At 45.4% G+C, this 18,388-nt stretch carries 16 protein-coding genes and 1 pseudogene; 4 read left to right on the top strand and 13 right to left on the bottom strand.

The annotated features are described in order from the left end of the window. The first annotated feature begins 42 nt into the window (after positions 1–42). Together QUE24_RS06805 and QUE24_RS06800 are read left to right on the top strand one after the other, a co-directional pair. A complete protein-coding gene (locus tag QUE24_RS06805) occupies positions 43–720 on the top strand; it encodes an OmpW/AlkL family protein (RefSeq protein ID WP_286305852.1) in 678 nt (225 codons plus the stop codon). 158 nt (positions 721–878) lie between these two features. Continuing rightward, positions 879–1,403 (top strand): metal-independent carbonic anhydrase family protein, encoded by a 525-nt coding sequence (locus QUE24_RS06800; protein WP_286305851.1) that lies wholly within the window; start codon positions 879–881, stop codon positions 1,401–1,403. Between the two features lie 64 nt (positions 1,404–1,467). On the opposite strand, the gene QUE24_RS06795 is transcribed toward QUE24_RS06800, so the two are convergent. Beyond that, positions 1,468–1,818, bottom strand: coding sequence for a hypothetical protein (locus QUE24_RS06795; protein ID WP_286305850.1), 351 nt, complete (start codon positions 1,816–1,818; stop codon positions 1,468–1,470). A 100-nt stretch (positions 1,819–1,918) separates the two neighbouring features. Continuing rightward, positions 1,919–2,323 carry a GFA family protein gene (locus tag QUE24_RS06790; protein ID WP_286305849.1) on the bottom strand — a complete coding sequence of 135 codons (405 nt, stop codon included), beginning with the start codon at positions 2,321–2,323 and terminating at the stop codon, positions 1,919–1,921. A 342-nt stretch (positions 2,324–2,665) separates the two neighbouring features. Between QUE24_RS06790 and QUE24_RS06785 the strand changes: the two genes are divergently transcribed. Then, entirely contained in the window at positions 2,666–2,977 is a 312-nt protein-coding gene (locus QUE24_RS06785) for a hypothetical protein (RefSeq protein WP_286305848.1), read from the top strand. 154 nt (positions 2,978–3,131) lie between these two features. On the opposite strand, the gene QUE24_RS06780 is transcribed toward QUE24_RS06785, so the two are convergent. The 11 genes and pseudogenes from QUE24_RS06780 to QUE24_RS06730 all read right to left on the bottom strand — a co-directional run bounded on the left by QUE24_RS06780 (position 3,132) and on the right by QUE24_RS06730 (position 17,656). After that, a complete protein-coding gene (locus QUE24_RS06780) occupies positions 3,132–4,085 on the bottom strand; it encodes a hypothetical protein (protein ID WP_286305847.1) in 954 nt (317 codons plus the stop codon). Next, positions 4,082–5,143, bottom strand: coding sequence for a VWA domain-containing protein (locus QUE24_RS06775; RefSeq protein ID WP_286305846.1), 1,062 nt, complete (start codon positions 5,141–5,143; stop codon positions 4,082–4,084). Before QUE24_RS06775 ends, QUE24_RS06780 begins: the two co-directional genes overlap by 4 nt. Before the next feature lie 6 nt (positions 5,144–5,149). Then, the gene (locus tag QUE24_RS06770) at positions 5,150–5,926 is read right to left on the bottom strand and encodes a MotA/TolQ/ExbB proton channel family protein (RefSeq protein WP_286305845.1); all 777 of its coding nucleotides are present in this window, start codon (positions 5,924–5,926) and stop codon (positions 5,150–5,152) included. 3 nt (positions 5,927–5,929) lie between these two features. Further along, positions 5,930–6,070 (bottom strand): hypothetical protein, encoded by a 141-nt coding sequence (locus tag QUE24_RS06765; RefSeq protein ID WP_286305844.1) that lies wholly within the window; start codon positions 6,068–6,070, stop codon positions 5,930–5,932. A gap of 1 nt (position 6,071) precedes the next feature. Further along, entirely contained in the window at positions 6,072–8,078 is a 2,007-nt protein-coding gene (locus QUE24_RS06760; protein WP_286305843.1) for a PEGA domain-containing protein, read from the bottom strand. Next, the gene (locus QUE24_RS06755; protein ID WP_286305842.1) at positions 8,065–9,510 is read right to left on the bottom strand and encodes a tetratricopeptide repeat protein; all 1,446 of its coding nucleotides are present in this window, start codon (positions 9,508–9,510) and stop codon (positions 8,065–8,067) included. The genes QUE24_RS06760 and QUE24_RS06755 overlap by 14 nt, the downstream gene beginning before the upstream one ends. Before the next feature lie 8 nt (positions 9,511–9,518). Further along, a complete protein-coding gene (locus tag QUE24_RS06750) occupies positions 9,519–10,754 on the bottom strand; it encodes a hypothetical protein (protein WP_286305841.1) in 1,236 nt (411 codons plus the stop codon). Then, positions 10,744–11,379 carry a hypothetical protein gene (locus QUE24_RS06745; protein WP_286305840.1) on the bottom strand — a complete coding sequence of 212 codons (636 nt, stop codon included), beginning with the start codon at positions 11,377–11,379 and terminating at the stop codon, positions 10,744–10,746. Before QUE24_RS06745 ends, QUE24_RS06750 begins: the two co-directional genes overlap by 11 nt. 196 nt (positions 11,380–11,575) lie before the next feature. Then, positions 11,576–14,714: pseudogene (locus QUE24_RS06740) on the bottom strand (efflux RND transporter permease subunit). Positions 14,715–14,716: 2 nt separating this feature from the next. Continuing rightward, positions 14,717–16,003 (bottom strand): efflux RND transporter periplasmic adaptor subunit, encoded by a 1,287-nt coding sequence (locus QUE24_RS06735; RefSeq protein ID WP_286305839.1) that lies wholly within the window; start codon positions 16,001–16,003, stop codon positions 14,717–14,719. Between the two features lie 336 nt (positions 16,004–16,339). Beyond that, complete coding sequence (locus QUE24_RS06730) at positions 16,340–17,656, bottom strand: PQQ-dependent sugar dehydrogenase (RefSeq protein WP_286305838.1); 1,317 nt, start codon at positions 17,654–17,656, stop codon at positions 16,340–16,342. A gap of 215 nt (positions 17,657–17,871) precedes the next feature. Between QUE24_RS06730 and QUE24_RS06725 the strand changes: the two genes are divergently transcribed. Next, a complete protein-coding gene (locus tag QUE24_RS06725) occupies positions 17,872–18,189 on the top strand; it encodes an HPF/RaiA family ribosome-associated protein (RefSeq protein ID WP_007144355.1) in 318 nt (105 codons plus the stop codon). Positions 18,190–18,388: the final 199 nt, after the last annotated feature.

The following is an 18,388-nucleotide window of genomic DNA, read 5'->3' as shown; positions in this document are numbered from 1 at the left end:
TGCTTAAACTGACCTTAGTTTTTCACGCTAAGGTTAATTATCATGAGAAAGTCGTTCTTGGGTTTGGCTGGTTTATCAGCGTTAAGTTTGTCGACGATTACTTTACCCGTATATGCCTACGAGGCTGGTGACTGGTTAGTTCGCGGTCGGATTATCAATGTTAATCCGAATGACAGTAGTGGTCAGTTATATATCGATGGTGTTGCTTCTGGTGAAGGTGTCAGTGTGAATGATGATACGGTGCCTGAGCTCGACATCACTTATATGATCAACAGACATTGGGGGCTGGAGCTGATTCTGGGGTATTCCGAACATACCGTAAAAGGGGTTAAAAACTGGAATAATCTGGGGGATGTGGCGGAAACGAAAGTCTTACCTCCTACCTTACTACTGCAATATCACTTTTTACCTGACTCCTCGATTAGACCCTATATTGGCGCCGGGATTAACTATACCTACTTTTTTGATGAAGAAGTGCCAGGCATTCTCGGTACACCCGGCTCTAAGGTGAAGCTTGATAGCTCTTGGGGACTCGCTGCTCAAGTCGGTATGGATGTAGCCATTAATGATGACTGGTTTATCAACGTAGACATGAAATATATTGATATTGATACTCAAGCTCACTATACGAATATATTAGGTGGGACCATTGAGAGAGCCAGGATTAATGCCGATATTGATCCCTTCGTGTTTGGTATCGGTATTGGCCGACGCTTCTAACCTTCCCCTTTCGACCTCCCTGTTAACTCGCATTTATGCGGTTTTTTTTTACGCTTTTTTTTGTGTTCAAAAATTCATTTTCTGTTCATCTGATAATCAGATCGTATTCAGCCATCTCGCCATACACTAAGCCTACACAATTCGTGGAGAGGAAAAAAATGAAAAAATTATCATTAACAACATTGATTTTAAGCAGTTCTATTGCCGGTTCGGCGATGGCCAGTGAATCACTGAGTAAAGATGCAATTCAAAAAGCGCAGGAAAACTGGGCTGAGGCGATTGTTGAAATTGGTCAGGCAAAACTGGATGGAAAAGACTATGAATCGGTCGCGAAAATGAAAGTCAGTGAGCTGTATGATTTTGACGAAGGCACGGTATTATTTAAACCGACCAAGGCCGCTGAAGATCAATTCAGAAACAGTTACGATGAGGCTATTTCCTACTTTGTCGGTGGTATCGTCTCAGAAGATAAAGGCTTTGCTTTGCAACCCTGGACGAATGTGCGATTTGAAAATGAAGATATTGCCATCAAAGACGACTATGCCGTTGCAATGGGCAATTATTATTTCACCGATACCTCAGGTAAGGAAGTAAAAGTGGAATACACCTTTGGTTATACACTTGAGGACGATGGCAGTGTGAAAATTGATCTTCACCATTCCTCTTTACCTTATCAACCATAAGGTAAGAACTACTGCGGGAGTAGTTCGGAAGCTCTGGCTCTTTGGGCCAGAGCTTTTTTATTGCTTAGTCTTTATTCACTTCACGTTTGTCGATGAACATTAAAATGATCTGCCGATCCGTATAAATATCGTTGGAACCATGCTGACGAATGCCGTCATAAAAGGCTTTGAATTTTGGATCACGCTGTTTAAATCCTTCGATATCCTGATTGAGTACTTGCGCCTGAAATGCGGTTGGCGCGGTATCAAAATGACGTGATGCACAAAATACCGCTGTGGATTGCCCTGCCTGTTCCGCTGCTACTTCATTGGCTGGATTAAAGAGACATTGTTGATAGTTCTGCTCTTCCGCATTCACCATTGTTGAAAATAACAGGCCTGCAACAGCAAGAGAAAATATGTGGGGTTTCATCATCACCTCATAGAGTCGGATTGATTAGAGATAATGACTCGTGCGCAACTTAATTTGTTCCAGACGGATGTGGGTCTCATGCTTGAACTCAAGCTCGAGATGATTAACTCGGTCCCTGTTCGAATTGAGGTAATGAATTTGAGGTCTGGTCCCATTCTGCTTTACTGTTAATAAAAATATGGGCCTCAGCTTGAATAGCTAAGCTGCTGTCTAAACAGCCTGCGGGTACCACTAATAAATGGCCATTCATTTGTGTATGGGGTAAAGCCGAGCCACAGTGCTGACAAAAGCTTTTGGTATGACGGGTGCCTGGTAAGGTGTAAGTTCGGATGTTTTCTTCGCCAGACAACCAGATAAGTTTGGCGGATTGAGAAAATAGATTGGACGCATGTGCCGAGCCCGTATCTTTTCGGCAATGACTGCAATGGCAGAGATAAAAGTGTTCGAAGTCACCTTTAATTTCAAAGCTGACTTTGCCACATAAACATGAGCCATGATGTTCCTTCATAACTTTTCCTTCGTTTTTTCTGTCACGGTTTGTTGCAACTACATGCTGATATTTCTCACTTTATCATTAGAGAGAGTTAAGTAGGTTGGGTTGAGCCCTAGCGAAACCCAACTATGAGATAGGCATTATGGGATAAGCTTGTTCAATGTAGGCTTGTCTGGGGTCATGTTTAAATTCAATCTACTGGATAATTATCTACTTCACACGCTGCCGCTGGGGCGTTCATTTAATTGGATTTCGTTCTTCATCTTAAGTTCTAGTTTTTGGAATTCCTAGTTTCGCCTTAATGGCGAGTCAGGGAAATGCTTGCCCATTTCCCTAACAACCCTAGGGCACCCCACAGTGCTGGCCTACGGCTCCACTGCGTTGCTCACTTTGTCTGGCGTCTGGTTAAAACTCGCTAACGCTCAAACACTAACCAGCCGTTACCCAGACAAACCTCCGCTACTCGTCAGCACAAACGGGGATATGAAAAGTCTCTCTTTTTCTCCCGTCTATTGCCGCCAAGAATTAGGCTTGGTTGATGGAAGAAGTGGTCGAGTGTTTGAGCGTAGCGAGTTTTCGACCACGCCATCAGCCAAGTTTAATTTTTGGATCAAAGGCAATTTCGGGTGCCCTTTTGTTTGGTTCGTTTATTTTGGGCAAACAAAATAAATGAACGCCCCAGCGGCAGCGTTTGAAGTGAAAAGTAGAATATTTTTGGAGGGCTAATTCCAACCCACCTACAGAGCTGATCTCATAAAAAATGTCATATCGTTGGGTTTCATTCTTCAACCCAACAAAGCGTTGATTGCTTTGATTCAATTCATCAACGTGGGAGCGCTATAAACGTCCCATCATTTTCTTTGGTCATTTCACGCATCAGTACACTGAAACGATCTGTGGTACCGGGTGAGATAAAGCCAATAGCGTGGATTTTGGCGAGGCGTCTGCCGGATGGCAGCTTTTTATTTTGCTGGGTAATAGCATCAATCACCGGGTCGTAACTGGAACCAGTGTAATCATCACCAAATACATAAATCGAGGTGGTAATATTGGCTTTGGCATATTTTCTTAAAGCAGTGTTTAAGCCTTCTACTGGGCTGGAATTGGAGACCGCGTTCCATCTTTTAAATAAGTCGATCACGCTTTTGCGTCTGTTGGGTGTGTCTGGCATCCATTGACCATCGTAGCCGGAAATCATGGATTGCCCCATATCATTGAGGATTTGAAAGCCTTTCACTTGTGGATGAATATTCAATACATTCACAATTTCCTGAGACACCCTACCCCAGATGTTTTTCATACTGCCTGAGGTATCAACGATAAACACCACATAATCGCTATCAACAGGAATACCGCCCACATCTTCATCACGGGTCTTATTGGGTTTTTGTGGTGTGCTTAACGAAGCTTGTTTTAAACGCTCTTCTACCAGACCCAATCCGGCGATGCTCTCAGCGGTGGCTGCTTGCTTTTTATTTAAGGCATTTAATTGCTGCTGCAAGGCCTTTGATGCGGCGGCGGCCGATTGTTTTTGTTCTGATAAGGAGGAAAGCGCGTCGAGTTTTTGCTTCATTTCCTGCTGAATCTGACTGACCGAATTTTGTAAGGTCACCAGCTGTGAGAGCATGGCACTGACATCTTCTGTGCCAGCAGTAGGAGCCACATCGACATCGGTTTTGGAGATCAAAATCAACATCACTACTGCACCAAAACCACAGGAAATAATGTCCAGAAATGACAGGCTGAAAATGTCTATGCCTTTATCGCGACGTTTCATGGCCAGTTACTAGCCGGGCTGATTAATAAACCATCCGAGCTGGACGCCCAGGCCCAGTATTCATACGCCGCTTCAGGATCCCCTTCCAGTGGCAGCAAGATCACATTCTTCTTCGCTTGGGTCAGACCACTTTCGTTGATGGTTTGTCGGAACAGCCGTTTTCTACATTCACCCGAAATGGTTTTGGCATTACTGGTTAAGGAGCTACAGCCAGAAAACGGATTCAGGCTTTTATAGTTTGAATTGCCCTTGGTGGGTAAACCATCGGTAATCACATAAATATCGGTAGGGGATAGCTTATTGACGGTGACTAGGCCTTGCTGCAGATTGGTGGCACCGGTTGGCACCACTTGATTCAAACTGCTCATAATACTGGATACGCTAGTGCTACTGGCTGACATCCAGCCTGTGCCACCCAATTGATTGGCTTGCTCACTAAATGCAATAACAGCAATCTGGCTGTTCTTCGGTGCTCGTGCTAAAAGCCAAGCGACCACGCGCTTGGTGCGTTGCCATTTGGCGGCTGAGATTTTTGTCTGGTCAGAACTGCTTTTGGTTCTGATGATGTCGAGCAATTTTTCATTGGTCATGGAGGCGCTGACATCGACTAACACAGCAATTTTTCTGCCTTCCATTTTCAGGCCGAGCAGATAATTCTCTTCATTCACCTGCTGTGTTTCGACCAGATCTTCTTTTTTGGGGACTTTTATCTCTGTAATACTTTTCTTGAGCTGATCGAGATTGGATTGGGCGGTCTGCACTTCACTGTTTTTGCTGTCGAGAGCAGCACGTTGCTGTTGCAGGCTCTGGCTTAATGCGGATAAATCAATGTTTTCTTTTTTCAGCTGGGCGCTGAGTTCATCCAGCCCTTTTTGAGCTTCATCGCGAGCTTGTTCCAGGCTGCTGATATCTTTTTTCAGGTTCTCTGTTTCAGAAGGTGAGGACTCGATATTTTGTTTCACCAGCATAAAAACCAGAATCACTGCACCCAGCCCGCACGACATAATATCCAGAAAGGCGAGGTTGAGTCCTTCAGCTTGTCGGTTTTTACGCGCCAATGAAAATCACCGAATGCGACGAAGTAAGTACTTATCACAGTAGTCCTGCGTATCGACGATCTGACTGTCTTGCAGGCGTTGCAGTTGGTGGAATAAAAACATTAAAAAGATGCTGATCAATAAGGCCACTAGCGTTGAGTTAAAAGCGATGCCCAAGCTGTCTGTCATACCTGAAATATCACCTGCCAACGCTTGATCAGCTTGTGATAAAGCCTGCCCAATCCCTCGAACAGTACCGATAAACCCAATCGATGGAATCGCCCAGATCAGATAACGGATCATGGTGTTTTCAGAGTCCTGTTTAACAGCCAAGGCTTCAAGGTTACTTTCAATGGCATCCGACAGGTTCTGCACATTATTGGTAGAGCTATAGCGCCATAGAGAAGAGCGTAATGTTCGCACCAATGGTGATTGCATGCAGTCGGCGGGAATTTCAGTGTCCAAGCGATCAATAATCGCATTCACATCCAGATTATGTTTTGCATCAGTATCTGCTTGTGAATCGGCGTCTTTAATCAGATCCACACTGAATAAATACTTAGTTTTGAGAATATTACGATAAGCACTGAGAATCAGATAACAGCCCCACAGCATCAGAATAAAACAGATTTCCTGCTCGTAGTCTTTGATGATCACTGCTATATCGCGGGGTGCGGTTTGTCCCTGACTCACAGCAAACTCAATCAGCTGTGCTGCTTCAGGTCGAACATAACCAATGTAAAACAAATGCACGACAACGATAGAAATCAGCAATGCCGCGAAACTTTTCAGCATATCTTTCATGGTTTAAATATCCACGGGAAAGGAAACAGGGGAGTTCAGGCTAATAATGGGTTTGCCGGCATAGACATTTTTCACCATGGTGATTGCCAGGACAAAGACCACAACGGATAACGCTATCAGCAGCCATTTTTTAAGTTGTGCCATATTATTGACCTCCGTAAACAAAGCGACCCAGTCGGAAACCGATATCATCTCTGGGCTGGCTTGCGCCATCGCGATATGACGCTCTTAATTCTGTGAGTGTGCCTGAGCGCCAATTAGCACCTTTAACGACATGCTCATCAACGAGTGTAGTATCCAGTGTTTGTGAATAAGTACGCCCTTGTTTGGGTACAGTAAGTGAGTAGCTGTCATGTGTCCATTCACTGACGTTACCGCCCATATCAAACAGGCCTGATAACTCTCGTTTCATCGACTTTACTGGCGCCACACCTGCATAACCATCGTTATAGCGCGGTACATAATGCGTCACCGATCCTTTTGCAGACTCATCAGCAATATTGGCGGCTTTAGGTGGTATCGTTTTGTCATTGCCCCAAACGAAGACTGTTTGAGCAGACCGGCCTGCTTTTCGGGCTAACCATTCCCACTCAGCCTCGGTCAACAAACGATAACCATCGGCTTGATCGTTAATGTGAGTAACGGAATTGCCGTTGATTTTATACACTGGCGTTAAATCTTCTGCCTGACTTAACCAGTTGGCATAACGTACTGCCTCTAGCCAGCTGACAGAGGTGGCGGGCAAGTTGGGGCCACCGCTATGGCTTTTATCAAACTGTGCATACGATTGATTGCTGACTTCGTGCACACCCGCATAAAACGGGCGGTTAATTGTGACTTTACGGATAAACTCATTGGCTCGTTGCCCGGCTTCACTGCGCTCTGCACCCATGATGATGGTGTCATTGGCTGTGAATAACTGCATTTCATCACCGGCATAGGTTTTATAGCTTCTCGGCGCTTCTTGCAGACGAGCTTGTTTCTCAGTTAGTAAATTCACCGAGACACTGCTGGTGGATTTTGCTGTAGGCGTGATGGTGCGAGTCTCAGAGCGATAGCCTGCCAAATCGAAACGAATCGTCTGTGGCAAGGCATCCAGCGTTAAGTTTAAGGGTGTTTGTCCGATGGCTTTGCCACTAATCGTGACTGACGCTTGAGGCGTCGACTCAATCACGACTTTGCCCATTTCTTTTTTCAGCTCGAAATTAAGGTCAGTGCTTTCACCTTGCTTAAGATTGACGCGTTGTGACTGTGAAAAATAGCCGGATTTTTTATACTTCAATACGGCGTCCTGATTGGCCTCGATTTTGATGACATCAGCAACAGGCGTATCAATACCATTCACTGTTAAGGTGCCACCCACAGGCGATACGCTGACATTCACTCGGGCGCGTTCTGCTTGCAGTCGATACTGTCTGCTGACCTGTTTAGCTGTTTGTGTGATATCGATAGAATCCGTGATGGTCTCAAAACCTGCTTTGTGGATTTGCAATGAATATCGTCCGCCGGGCAGTGATGTCGACATAGGCGCTTGTCCGACTTCTTCTCCATCTATGCTCACTGCTGCCCCCGCTGGCTGAGTGCTTAGCGATAACTCACCCGAGATGGGCGTCATACTCAAGGTCTTTTCAACGACATCACCCGGTTTCAGTGCGTAATTTTCACTAATAGGCTCAAAGTAAGGATGACTGGCTGTGATGCTGTAATCACCTCGTTCCAATGATGTCTCAAGGGTATTGCTGATGGCGGTGAGCTTCTTGTCGATGTACCAACTGGTTTTATTATCTTCGAGAGAGGTTTTCAAAACGACTTGGGCTGGCAGCGGCTCAAGCGTGATTTGTGTCACTTTGCCAAAGCTGGATTCTGAAATACGCTGTTTGGCCGTTTGATAACCTGGCGCTGAGGCTTCTACTTCCGCTGAATCTGACAGGCTGTATAAATGATGATCAATTATCAGGGCAAGGCCACGACTGACATTAATCTGGGCATCCTGGTTGATAGTTTCAGGCAGCACCTGAATTGGTGTAGCTCGGGAAGCGATTAACGCTGCAGCAACAAAACAGGCGACCACAATAAAACCCAAACCCAGCCACAACAGCATTCGGCGTTGTTGGCGTTTTGCAGCCTCAATTGCCTGGTTAAATTCGCTCATCTGCAATCACGATGACCTGGACATCGCTACGGTTAAGCGGAATGCTCACTTCAATCAACTTGGAGCGATACCCTTCACGCTTGCCTTCAAAGGAGTAGGTGCCGGGCTTGAGCTGAATCGTTTTGCCGGTAGTTTCACCGACTTTACCCACACCCCTCACAGAGACAAAGGTTTTTCCATCGGAAATGACATTCACGTTCACCGGAGTATTCACGGCATTGATGGTGGACTTCAACTGTTGAGCTGCTTTTGCCAGAGACGGGCTTTGAGCACTAAAAGATTCTGCTTGGATGACATTGATATCAGCCGTGGCTTTGACTGCGGGATTGTTAAGACGATAAGGATTTTGTAACAAGCTCTGAATATTTTGGTCGATTTCCACAATCCGTTTGGCCTGGTTTAAACGATCAATCAGGTCTTTATTGGCTGGGCGTTCTTTTAGGGCGGCACTTAATTCCTGTTTAGTGACTTCCCAGTTATCGGCATTTTGTGCCTTATCAGCAGCGGCAACATGTTCTTCAAAGCGAAGCTGTGATTCCAGTGTTGCCAGTGCTGCGCTGACTTCTTTATTTTCAGGACGATTGGAATAAATTTGTTGTGCTTGTTTCAGGGCTTGTCTGGCGTTTCCAGCTTGCCGTTGCTCAATCGCTTTATAGGCTTGAGATATGGCCTGGTTATACCGTGACTCGGCCAGTTGCGTACGCAGAACATTAGCCCGCTGTTTCATCTCTTCCCGATCCGGCTCGATTTTCAGTAAATCCTCAATCAGAGATAGCTCTTTACTTGGATTATTTTCATTTCTGGCAACACGAATCGCTTCATTCAGCTCTACAATCTGTGGGATCTTTTCTATTTTCTGTTCTAGCGCCTTGGCCTCTGTTGAATCAGCTTTGTGAATAAGTACATCATCTATCGCCAGACGGGCTGGTTGATAATCATAATTGTCATACGCCGCTTGTGCTTTCTGCATGGCTTGTTCAAAAGCAGCCTCACTGTCAGTCAGTGTCTTCTCGGCGGTTTGCGTTAGCGTATCGATCGCTTGCTTGGCTTTGGCATATTGACCAGCACCGAAGGTATCCACAGCAGTTTGTTCCTGGCTTTTTAAGGTCTCGGCCAGTGTCTTATCCCAGCTGTCGATATCAATTTTCTCCAGTTGCGGTTTTAAGGTATTTTCATAAAAAGAAAAGGCATCCAGATAGGCTTGGCGTAATGCGGCGATGTCTTCTTCGTTTTTAGGTTCTTCGATTTTTTGTGGTGTGGCTTGTTTGTCTGGTGTTGGCTCTTCAGCAGAAGGGTTGCTGTTAAATCGAACGTTATTGAGGCTGAATAGCACGAGCCCCGTCACGACAATGAGCGAAAGAACAATAATGATGCCAATGAGCAGGCGCTGTTGTTTCGCCTGCTTGGCTCTGCGTATTTCTTCGTTGATCATGACGAATATTAAAGCGCTTTATCGGGTGTCGATTCAAGCTCATACATGCGAGCCATGAAGGCGCGCCATTGTTGGAACTGCTGCTCCATATTACCGGTCAGTTTGGTGCTTTGGTTTTCAAACTCAATCACCTGAGGCGACATTTCCAAATCCAACGACTGGCCCAGTTCGTTTATAGCATCTTGATGAAACTTGGCCTCTCCGCGAGAGGTAATGCCACTGGTGATCAATACTGCACCGCCAACACCGCCAGCAATGGTGACCATATCTCTGCCTAAGGTATTGTTATTACGATTGCCATTGGAGCCGACGGCTACCGCTGCTGCAATCAACAACGCACCTCCAATAATCTTCATCAGACTTTCATTCTGTGCTTCCTGCTGCAGTTTTAGTTCTGTCGCGCTGGCTTTTTGCCAAGTCAGATAACTGTCATTCATTTTTTGTGAAAAAGCGGCATAGTTAGGTTGTAGATTATCCACAAATAACTGTTCTTTAACGCGAATCGCTTTCACACGTTCATAGAGTGGGTCGGACTCGCTAGGTAAACCCGTTAATTTGATAGGGGTGGAGCTGGTGTCGAGATAGTCATCAAAGGCTTTATCGTTAAAGCTGGCGCCAAAGCGTAAGTCGGCAATATGTTTTACCGTGCTTAAATCTGATGGTTTTTGTTTTAGTAAGGCTTTAACAATATCGTTTGCTGCTTGATTAAACGCGGGATCATACGGGTCTTTATCGGTATTTCTGGGGTTTTTATAAAAACCATCGCCCACTTCGTAATCGATATTGTCGTCCAGCCACTCTTTGCCGCTGGCATCAACCACTTGCATATCAAATTCTACTTCCAGACCGTTTGACTCAACAATACTGCCTAATACATATAAATCACCAGAAGCGGTTTTATCTGGCGTGACCCTGACAGCGCCGAACTTGCCAGTATCATCTAAGGCTTTTTTGAGTTTATAGGCAAAACGGTTGGCTTCTGCTCGACGCAGTTCCGGCCATACACCTTCTTCTTCATAATTGGCTGCCTTGCCAGAAAGGCCCGGCGAGAAAACAGGAATCACCACATCCATTTTCGGGCCGGTGTAGGCTGTTTTTGACATATCTTCACTAAAGCTGGAAGACGAACGCGGTCCAACATCGACACCTGAGCCGGAGGTAGTGGCACACCCCGTGAGCACATGCAGCATCACCAGCAGGTAGACAAGAAACTTGGATGGCTTTCTAAAACGATCAATGTTCAACGTTCATACCCTTATATTTTCTGTATTCATCCCAGAGCTTTTTGCGTATCTCTGGATCGGTTTCAGCTTCAGCGGCGACACGAATTTGTGCTGCGATCGCATCATCATTATCCGCGGGCGGAATATCTTCCGGAATCTTACCATTCTTAGCGATATTACCTGAGGCGGATATATCACCAGAACCTGATTCTGTAGATTCTTGTGAATTTGCTGCGGTGGCAGCCGTTGTATCGGTTGATGGGGCTTGTTCTGTGCCCTGCATAGTGTCACTGGCAACAGATTCCGTGCCACTGGCACCGCCTGCTGCGTTACCGTTTCCTGAATCGCCACCACCGTCAGTACCTGAACCAGAGCCAGATCCATTGCCACTATTGGTTGATGATGAATTAGCAGAGATGGCCATATTGCATAATTCAAAGCGATGCAGAGAATCACTCAGCGCTTGCTCCATGCGCGCCAGCTTTTCAGCCCGGGTCAGCGAGGGATCATCCAGATAATCGATACTGACATTCTCACAATCCGGACCATTATTGGCGGATTCATCTGCCTGACTCAAGCCGGTATAAGCCAGCGCACCGGATATCAGTGTGAGCAATAGAGTAAGTGAGCTAGACTTTTTTCTCATCGTTGAAAAAGGCTCCCGAGATATTCACTGATTAATGATAGCTATCTTAAAACGATAAGACAGCAAAAAGCACCGATCTTTCCTTAGTTTGCGGTATAGCTAACAACAAAGTGACATAAAACATACTTCGACTGACTTCTGCACGGCTATTTTTAGTCAATAAGATGAATCTCAACATATCTGTTCAGAACAGGCCCTATGCATTTTTCTCATCCTGATTTGAAGTCTGATGCTCTTTCACAACTTCCTTTTTAAAAAGACGATAGACCCAAATAAAGAGGAACGGTGCAAAGAAAACGACAAAGAGTGTCGTCGTAAATATGCCACCAAGCACGCTGACAGAAATAGCGTTTTGTGCGCCTGACCCTGGCCCGGATGCGAATGCTAATGGCAGTACACCGAGAATAAAAGTGAGCGAGGTCATTAAAATAGGTCTAAAACGCTGCTGTGCTGCTGAATAAGCGGCATCAAAAGCCGTTTGTCCTTCTTCGAAATTATTTTTTGCAAACTCAACAATCAAAATCGCATTTTTAGCAGCAAGGCCTATCGTAATTAACAGACCAACCTGAAAATACACATCATTCGCTTGTCCTGTGAGCCAGGTTGCGACGACAGCTCCAAAAATGCCCAGTGGTACGGTTAGCATAATAGCGACGGGAATAGCCCAGCTTTCATAAAGTGCTGCGAGGATGAAAAACACGGCTAATGCCGACACGATATAAAGAAAAAGGGTATTCGTCCCCGCCTGTTTTTCTTCATAAGACAAACCTGTCCAGGCCACATCCAGTCCTTCAGGCAGTTTTTCTGCCAGTTTTAATACTTCCTGTAATGCGTCGCCTGAACTCACACCGGGTGTTGTCGAGCCTTGTATTTCTCTTGAAGCTGCACCATTAAAGCGTGTCAATTTGGGCGAACCATAAGTCCATTCACCCGAGGCAATTTCCACCAGTTGCACCATATCGCCATTATTATTGCGAACGAACCAGTCATCGATATCTTCGGGCAGCATACGGAAGGGGATATCAGCTTGAACATAAACGCGTTTTATACGTCCATTTTCTAAAAAATCATTAACGTAAGTGCCGCCTAATGCAGAGCTTAGTGTCTGGTTGACCGTGTTTAATGGAACACCGAGTGCACGTGTTTTAATGTGATCGATCTTGAGATCGTATTGCGGACTGTCATTTAAGCCATTAAAACGGACCTGGGTTAAAAGCGGACTCTGATTGGCGAGCGCTAAAAACTGATTGGTGGCATCAACAAGCTGTTGATGATCAAGGCCGGCACGGTTAACAAGCTGAAACTCAAAACCACCGGAATTACCCAACGCACTTATGGCCGGGGGGCGATAGGAAAGATCATAGCGTCACGAACTTGTGACAAAGCCTGCGCTGCCCGGTCCTTAATGTTGAATACATTATTTTCTTCACCGCGTTCATCCCAGTTCTTCATTTTGACAAAGGCGAGCCCGACATTTTGTCCCTGACCTGAAAAGCTAAAACCGGCAGCTGTAAAAAGGCCGTCAACCGCATCACCCGCATCATCCAGATAGAAATCTTCTATTTTTTTCACCTTTTCGACGGTTTGCACCAGTGAAGAGCTGGGTGGTCCGGTTAACAAAGTAAATATACGGCCTTGATCTTCATCCGGGAGAAATGATGAGGGAATACGCATGAGCGTGATGGCGGTGATCACGATGAGAATAAGAAACACAGCCGGTAAGACAACTTTATTCTCAAGCAGACCGTCCAGCAGTGTTTTATGGCCATGGCGAAGATTCGTAAAGCCACGATTAAATAAACCAAAGAATCCCTTCTCTTTTTGGCTTTTTCTTGATTTCAAAATCTCGCCACAAAGAGAGGGGGATAAGGTCAAGGCGATAAACAGTGATATCGCCATGGCGACAGAAATCGTGATGGAAAATTGACGATAAATCACCCCGACCGAGCCCTCAAAAAACTCATCGGTAAAAATACTGCCCAGATAACCACCGTGGTGCCAACAAGCGCGCCAGAAATTTCCTTCATCGCGGCACGAGTGGCTTCTTTAGGATCGCGATCCGGATCTTGCTCTAATTTTGTCTCCACATTTTCGGTGACGACTATCGCATCATCCACCAACATGCCGATGGCAAGCACAAGAGCAAACAGGGTGAGTACATTGATTGAATAACCGAGCGTCAATATCACCCCAAATGTGCCAAGCAACACAATAGGAATAGCAATTGCCGGAATAAATGTTGCCCGGATATTTTGTAAGAAAATGAAAATGACCAGAATGACCAAACCGATGGCCATGAAGAGGGTCATCACCACATTAAAAATAGACGACTTAATAAATGTTGATACATCAATGGGGTACACCACCTCAAGGCCAGGCGGAATGATGCTCTCGAAGTCTTTAACGCGTTCTTTGACGTTCTCAATGGTCGTCAGCACATTGGCTCCGGAAGCCAGTTCAATAGCGATACCCGATGCCGGTTGTCGATTCCAACGACCAATAATATTGTAGTCTTCAGCCCCTATTTCGACCCGAGCGACATCTCCCAAAGTGACCTGCGAGCCATCTTCAAGCACTGTTAATAAAATGGACTCAAACTCGGCTGGTGTAGAAAGCAGAGACTGCACGGTAATGGTGGCATTAATCTGCTGTTCTTTTGCCTGTGGCGTGCCGCCTATCTCACCTGTCGCCAGTTGCACATTTTGTTCTTGAATAGCATTAATCACATCTGATGCAGTGATATTAAAATTATTCATACTCCGCGGGTCGAGCCAGATCCGCATGGCATGTTCGGCACCAAAGGTTTGAATTTTTCCGACACCATCAACACGACTTAGCGGTTCTTCAATATTGGATACCAAAAAGTCTGAGATATCATTCCGGTCCATTGAACCGTCTTTGGCGTAAAACCCAATAATCAACGCGTTACTATTGCCTGCTTTTTCAACAGGCACGCCCAACTGCTGAACAATCGTTGGCAAGGAAGATAAGGACTGTGAGACTTTATTTTGAGTTTGTACCTGAGCGATATCGGTGTCGGTGCCAGGCTCAAAAGTCAGTGTAATGGTGGCTCGGCCAGAGGAAGAGCTTTGCGACTGAATATAACGAAGGTTATCGATACCTGTCAGGTTTTGCTCAATCACCTGTGTCACTGTGTTTTCAAGTGTTTCAGCTGATGCGCCAGGATAGGTAGCGGATATGGACACTTTCGGCGGTGCGATGCTGGGATATTGTTCAACCGGCAATTCAAAGAGCGAAAACAAACCAAAGCCGATGATGAAAAAGGCAATTACCCAGGTGAAGATAGGGCGGTCTATAAAAAAGCGTGAGAGCATGTCTAGCGATCCTCGCTCATGTTCTGCTGACCCTCTTTCTGAGCCGCTTTGTCTGATGGAGTATGTTCATTAGTCGCTGAGGATGAGGCGTTTTCGGATGAATCAGGCGCTATATCAGGACTTATGTCACTCAACTCGGCTTCCATTTGTTGAGGCTTCACAGTGGCACCGGGCCGTAGCATCATCGTTCCTTCTACAATCAGACGATCGCCAGTTTCGAGGCCATTGAGCACAATCCAGTTGTTGCCATAAGCCGTCCCAATTTCAACCGGATGCTTGCTCGCTTTATTGTCAGCATCAATTAACCACACACTCTTTTTACCCTCAGCACCAATGATGACGCTTTTTTGTGGAATCACGATCGCTTTGGTACGCCCAAGCTCCTCAACGGAGGCCCAGACAAACATGCCTGGCAAAAGAATCGTATTTGGATTTTCGAACACAGATCGCAAACGTATAGCGCCCGTCTGCATACCGACAGAGAAATCCGTGGCATCTAGCGTGCCCTTGTGTGGATAAAGTTGTTTTGAGTTACCAATATATAGTGAGACTTCGTACTCGGCTTTGGAGGCTTTATTGAGGCGTAAGGCCGAGAGACGTTCTTGCAAATCACGTACTTCTTCTACGGATTGTGACAAATCAACGTAAACGGGATTAAGTTGACGTACCGTGGCAAGCGGCATTTCTTGTTGCGATGTCACAAGCGCGCCTTTTGTAATACTTGATGGACTAATATAGCCGCTTATTGGGGCATAAACGCGCGTGTAATCCAGGTTGATTTTTGCATTTTTCACTTCCGCTTCTGCCAGGCTGACAGCCGCTTTTGCCTGTTCATGACTGGCAAGTGCATCGTCATACTCTCGATGACTCACGGCATTGGATGGGATGAGCAACTTATAGCGGTTTACTAGCAGTTCTGCGTTTTTTTCACGTGCTTTGGCATCCTGCAAATTAGCCATGGCCATTTTATAGTCTGCTTCATAACGAGCAGGATCTATCTGATAAAGTTGCTGCCCCTCTTCTACGAATGACCCTTCTTTAAACAATCGCGACTGAATGATGCCACTGACTTGTGGCCGGATTTCAGCAACCTGATAGGACACCACGCGTCCGGGTAGCTCATCACTACGATTAACGGGGATAAGTTTAATCTCAATGAACCCGACATCTACAGCTTGCTGACTCTTCGCGCCCTGTTTTGCTGCACCTTCGTTTTTCTTGTCCTCACCTTGTCCATCACAGGCTGATAGAGACAGAGTAAGGGCAAAAAATATAATAAACAAAGGCATAATATTCACTGTTATAGCATCCTATCGGCATGGCTTATTTTGTCTTCACTTCTTTATTGAAGAGGCTATTGGTTGATAGTGGGTTTGTGTCTAAAAACGCCACTTTTCTTGAGTACACATCGACCATAGCCGTATTTTCCTAACGTTTCAAAAAAATCGCTGAGCGGTTGAATCGAGAGAACGATGATTCATCGATCACTGTGCGTCTCAAAAGATACTTTTTTAGGGGTAACCCTCATGCTTGGTCATTTTTTTGTCGCACACAAAAAGCGTTTAGCAGCACCATATTGATGCTGCTAAATCTGCTCTTTCAGTCTGCTGAATGTGTCTTAACGACTATTCTGGACTAACTCGCCAGATGGTATTACCGACATCATCGGCTACCAATAATCCGCCCATTTTATCCACGACCACACCGACCGGACGTCCTCTTGCGTCACCATCTTCATTGACGAACTCCGTCAAGATTTCTTGAGGCAGGCCATCAGGCTTACCATTTTTAAATGGCACAAAAATGACTTTATAGCCACTTAACGGTTTTCTGTTCCAGGAGCCATGTTGTCCAATAAACGCGCCATTCTGATATTTGTCAGCCAGTAAATCCGCTTCATAAAACGTCAAGCCCAATGAGGCCGTATGTGCGCCCAATGCATAATCGGGTTTGATGGCTTTTTCTACTAACTCAGGCCGTTGTGGTTGCACTCGGGTATCGACATGTTGTCCATAATAACTATAAGGCCAGCCATAGAAAGCACCCTCTTTAACTGAGGTCATATAGTCCGGCACCAGATCACTGCCAATTTCGTCACGTTCGTTGACCGTTGTCCAAAGTTCACCAGTTTGTGGCTGCCAGTCCAGTCCATTTGGATTACGTAAACCGGAGGCAAATAAGCGTTTCTCACCCGTTTGCAAATCCACTTCTAAAATGGCGGCACGGTTTTCTTCTGCTTCCATGCCGTTTTCACCAATATTACTGTTGGAACCCACGGTGGCATACAGCTTGGTGCCATCTTCATTGGCAATAATATTTTTGGTCCAGTGATGGTTAATGGGGCCACCTGGTAAATCTGTCACATGCTCTGGTTTAGCCGTGATTTGAGTTTGTCCTTCTTCATAGGGGAATCGCACAATCTCATCAGCATTGGCGACATAAAAATCATCGCCGATGAGCTCCATCCCAAAGGGTGAATGCAGATTCTCTAAAAACACATGCCGTGTTTCAGCGACGCCATCGTTATCTTCATCACGAAGTAAGGTAATGCGATCAGCACTAGGTACAGCTGCACCTGCATCTTCTAATACCATGCCTTTAATCCAGGATTTAAAGCTCCAATCTGAGCTTTCGCTCTTCGGTGCATTTGACTCAGCCACCAAAACATCGCCGTTGGGTAAGACATACAACCAGCGGGGATGATCTAAATCCACAGCAAACCGGTTCACCATCAGCCCTTCAGCAACAGTGGGTTTTTCATCAATCGGCCACCCTTCTGCGGGGGCAATATTTAATGTAGGAATAAGCGATGATTCTGGCGCGACCAGGACGGGATTTGGCCCGACATCAGCTTGTGAAGCAATTTTTGAGGTATCACCACAGCCAGTGAGACTGATGGCCATAATACTGATCGCGGCGCTGTACTTATAAAGGTGCTGCATCGTGTCCTCCTTTGAGTGAAAACGATAACTTAACTAGATTTTGGAAGAATAAATATTTGAGTCTAACAATATTGCCCTTACCCATGACTTGCTTTGGGTTAAAGGGGGTTGCTTGAAATAGGTCAATATGAACGCCATATAAAAAATGACCATGGAATTCTTTAATAATTCACATTGTCATAAAAAGCGGTTTATTCACCTTTCAAGGAGATAACATGCAAATTCAGGTAAATACCGATCGTCATATTCCAGGTGACGATACGCTCACTGATTCGATTCGTGAGGAATTACAACACGCTCTTAAACGCTTCGACGAGCACGTCACTCGTATCGAAGTCCACCTAAGCGATCAAAACAGTGAAAACCGAGGCGGAGCCGATGATATTCGCTGCCTGATTGAAGCTCGCATAGAAGGTCATCAACCTAATGTGGTCACCCATGACGCCGCCTCTGTTAAACAAGCGTTTACCGGAGCGACCGATAAAATCAAACGTGTACTCACCACCACGATTGAACGCATGAAATCACACTGATTAATTATTTTCTATCAATAAAAAAAGGCCAAACAGCGTAAGTTGTTTGGCCTTTTTGATTTTGATTCCCAAGGGCCTTTAATGAGCGAATATCTATTTATCTGCCATACAAAAGGCATTACTTCATTCAGGGCAAGTTTTACTGCAATTGGATATAAGAATTAAATCGTCAAAAAAGTGATTTAAGAGCGATCACTGA

This window comes from Methylophaga marina, from assembly GCF_030296755.1.
Taxonomy (GTDB): domain Bacteria; phylum Pseudomonadota; class Gammaproteobacteria; order Nitrosococcales; family Methylophagaceae; genus Methylophaga; species Methylophaga marina.
This window is presented reverse-complemented; position numbering and strand designations above follow the sequence as displayed.

Coding starts and splice junctions, on each gene's coding strand:
- QUE24_RS06790 (WP_286305849.1), bottom strand. CDS start 2,323: ATGAAGGAACATCATGGCTCATGTTTATGTGGCAAAGTCAGCTTTGAA.
- QUE24_RS06800 (WP_286305851.1), top strand. CDS start 879: ATGAAAAAATTATCATTAACAACATTGATTTTAAGCAGTTCTATTGCC.
- QUE24_RS06795 (WP_286305850.1), bottom strand. CDS start 1,818: ATGATGAAACCCCACATATTTTCTCTTGCTGTTGCAGGCCTGTTATTT.
- QUE24_RS06745 (WP_286305840.1), bottom strand. CDS start 11,379: ATGAGAAAAAAGTCTAGCTCACTTACTCTATTGCTCACACTGATATCC.
- QUE24_RS06725 (WP_007144355.1), top strand. CDS start 17,872: ATGCAAATTCAGGTAAATACCGATCGTCATATTCCAGGTGACGATACG.
- QUE24_RS06765 (WP_286305844.1), bottom strand. CDS start 6,070: ATGGCACAACTTAAAAAATGGCTGCTGATAGCGTTATCCGTTGTGGTC.
- QUE24_RS06805 (WP_286305852.1), top strand. CDS start 43: ATGAGAAAGTCGTTCTTGGGTTTGGCTGGTTTATCAGCGTTAAGTTTG.
- QUE24_RS06780 (WP_286305847.1), bottom strand. CDS start 4,085: ATGAAACGTCGCGATAAAGGCATAGACATTTTCAGCCTGTCATTTCTG.
- QUE24_RS06760 (WP_286305843.1), bottom strand. CDS start 8,078: ATGAGCGAATTTAACCAGGCAATTGAGGCTGCAAAACGCCAACAACGC.
- QUE24_RS06755 (WP_286305842.1), bottom strand. CDS start 9,510: ATGATCAACGAAGAAATACGCAGAGCCAAGCAGGCGAAACAACAGCGC.
- QUE24_RS06730 (WP_286305838.1), bottom strand. CDS start 17,656: ATGCAGCACCTTTATAAGTACAGCGCCGCGATCAGTATTATGGCCATC.
- QUE24_RS06770 (WP_286305845.1), bottom strand. CDS start 5,926: ATGAAAGATATGCTGAAAAGTTTCGCGGCATTGCTGATTTCTATCGTT.
- QUE24_RS06735 (WP_286305839.1), bottom strand. CDS start 16,003: ATGCCTTTGTTTATTATATTTTTTGCCCTTACTCTGTCTCTATCAGCC.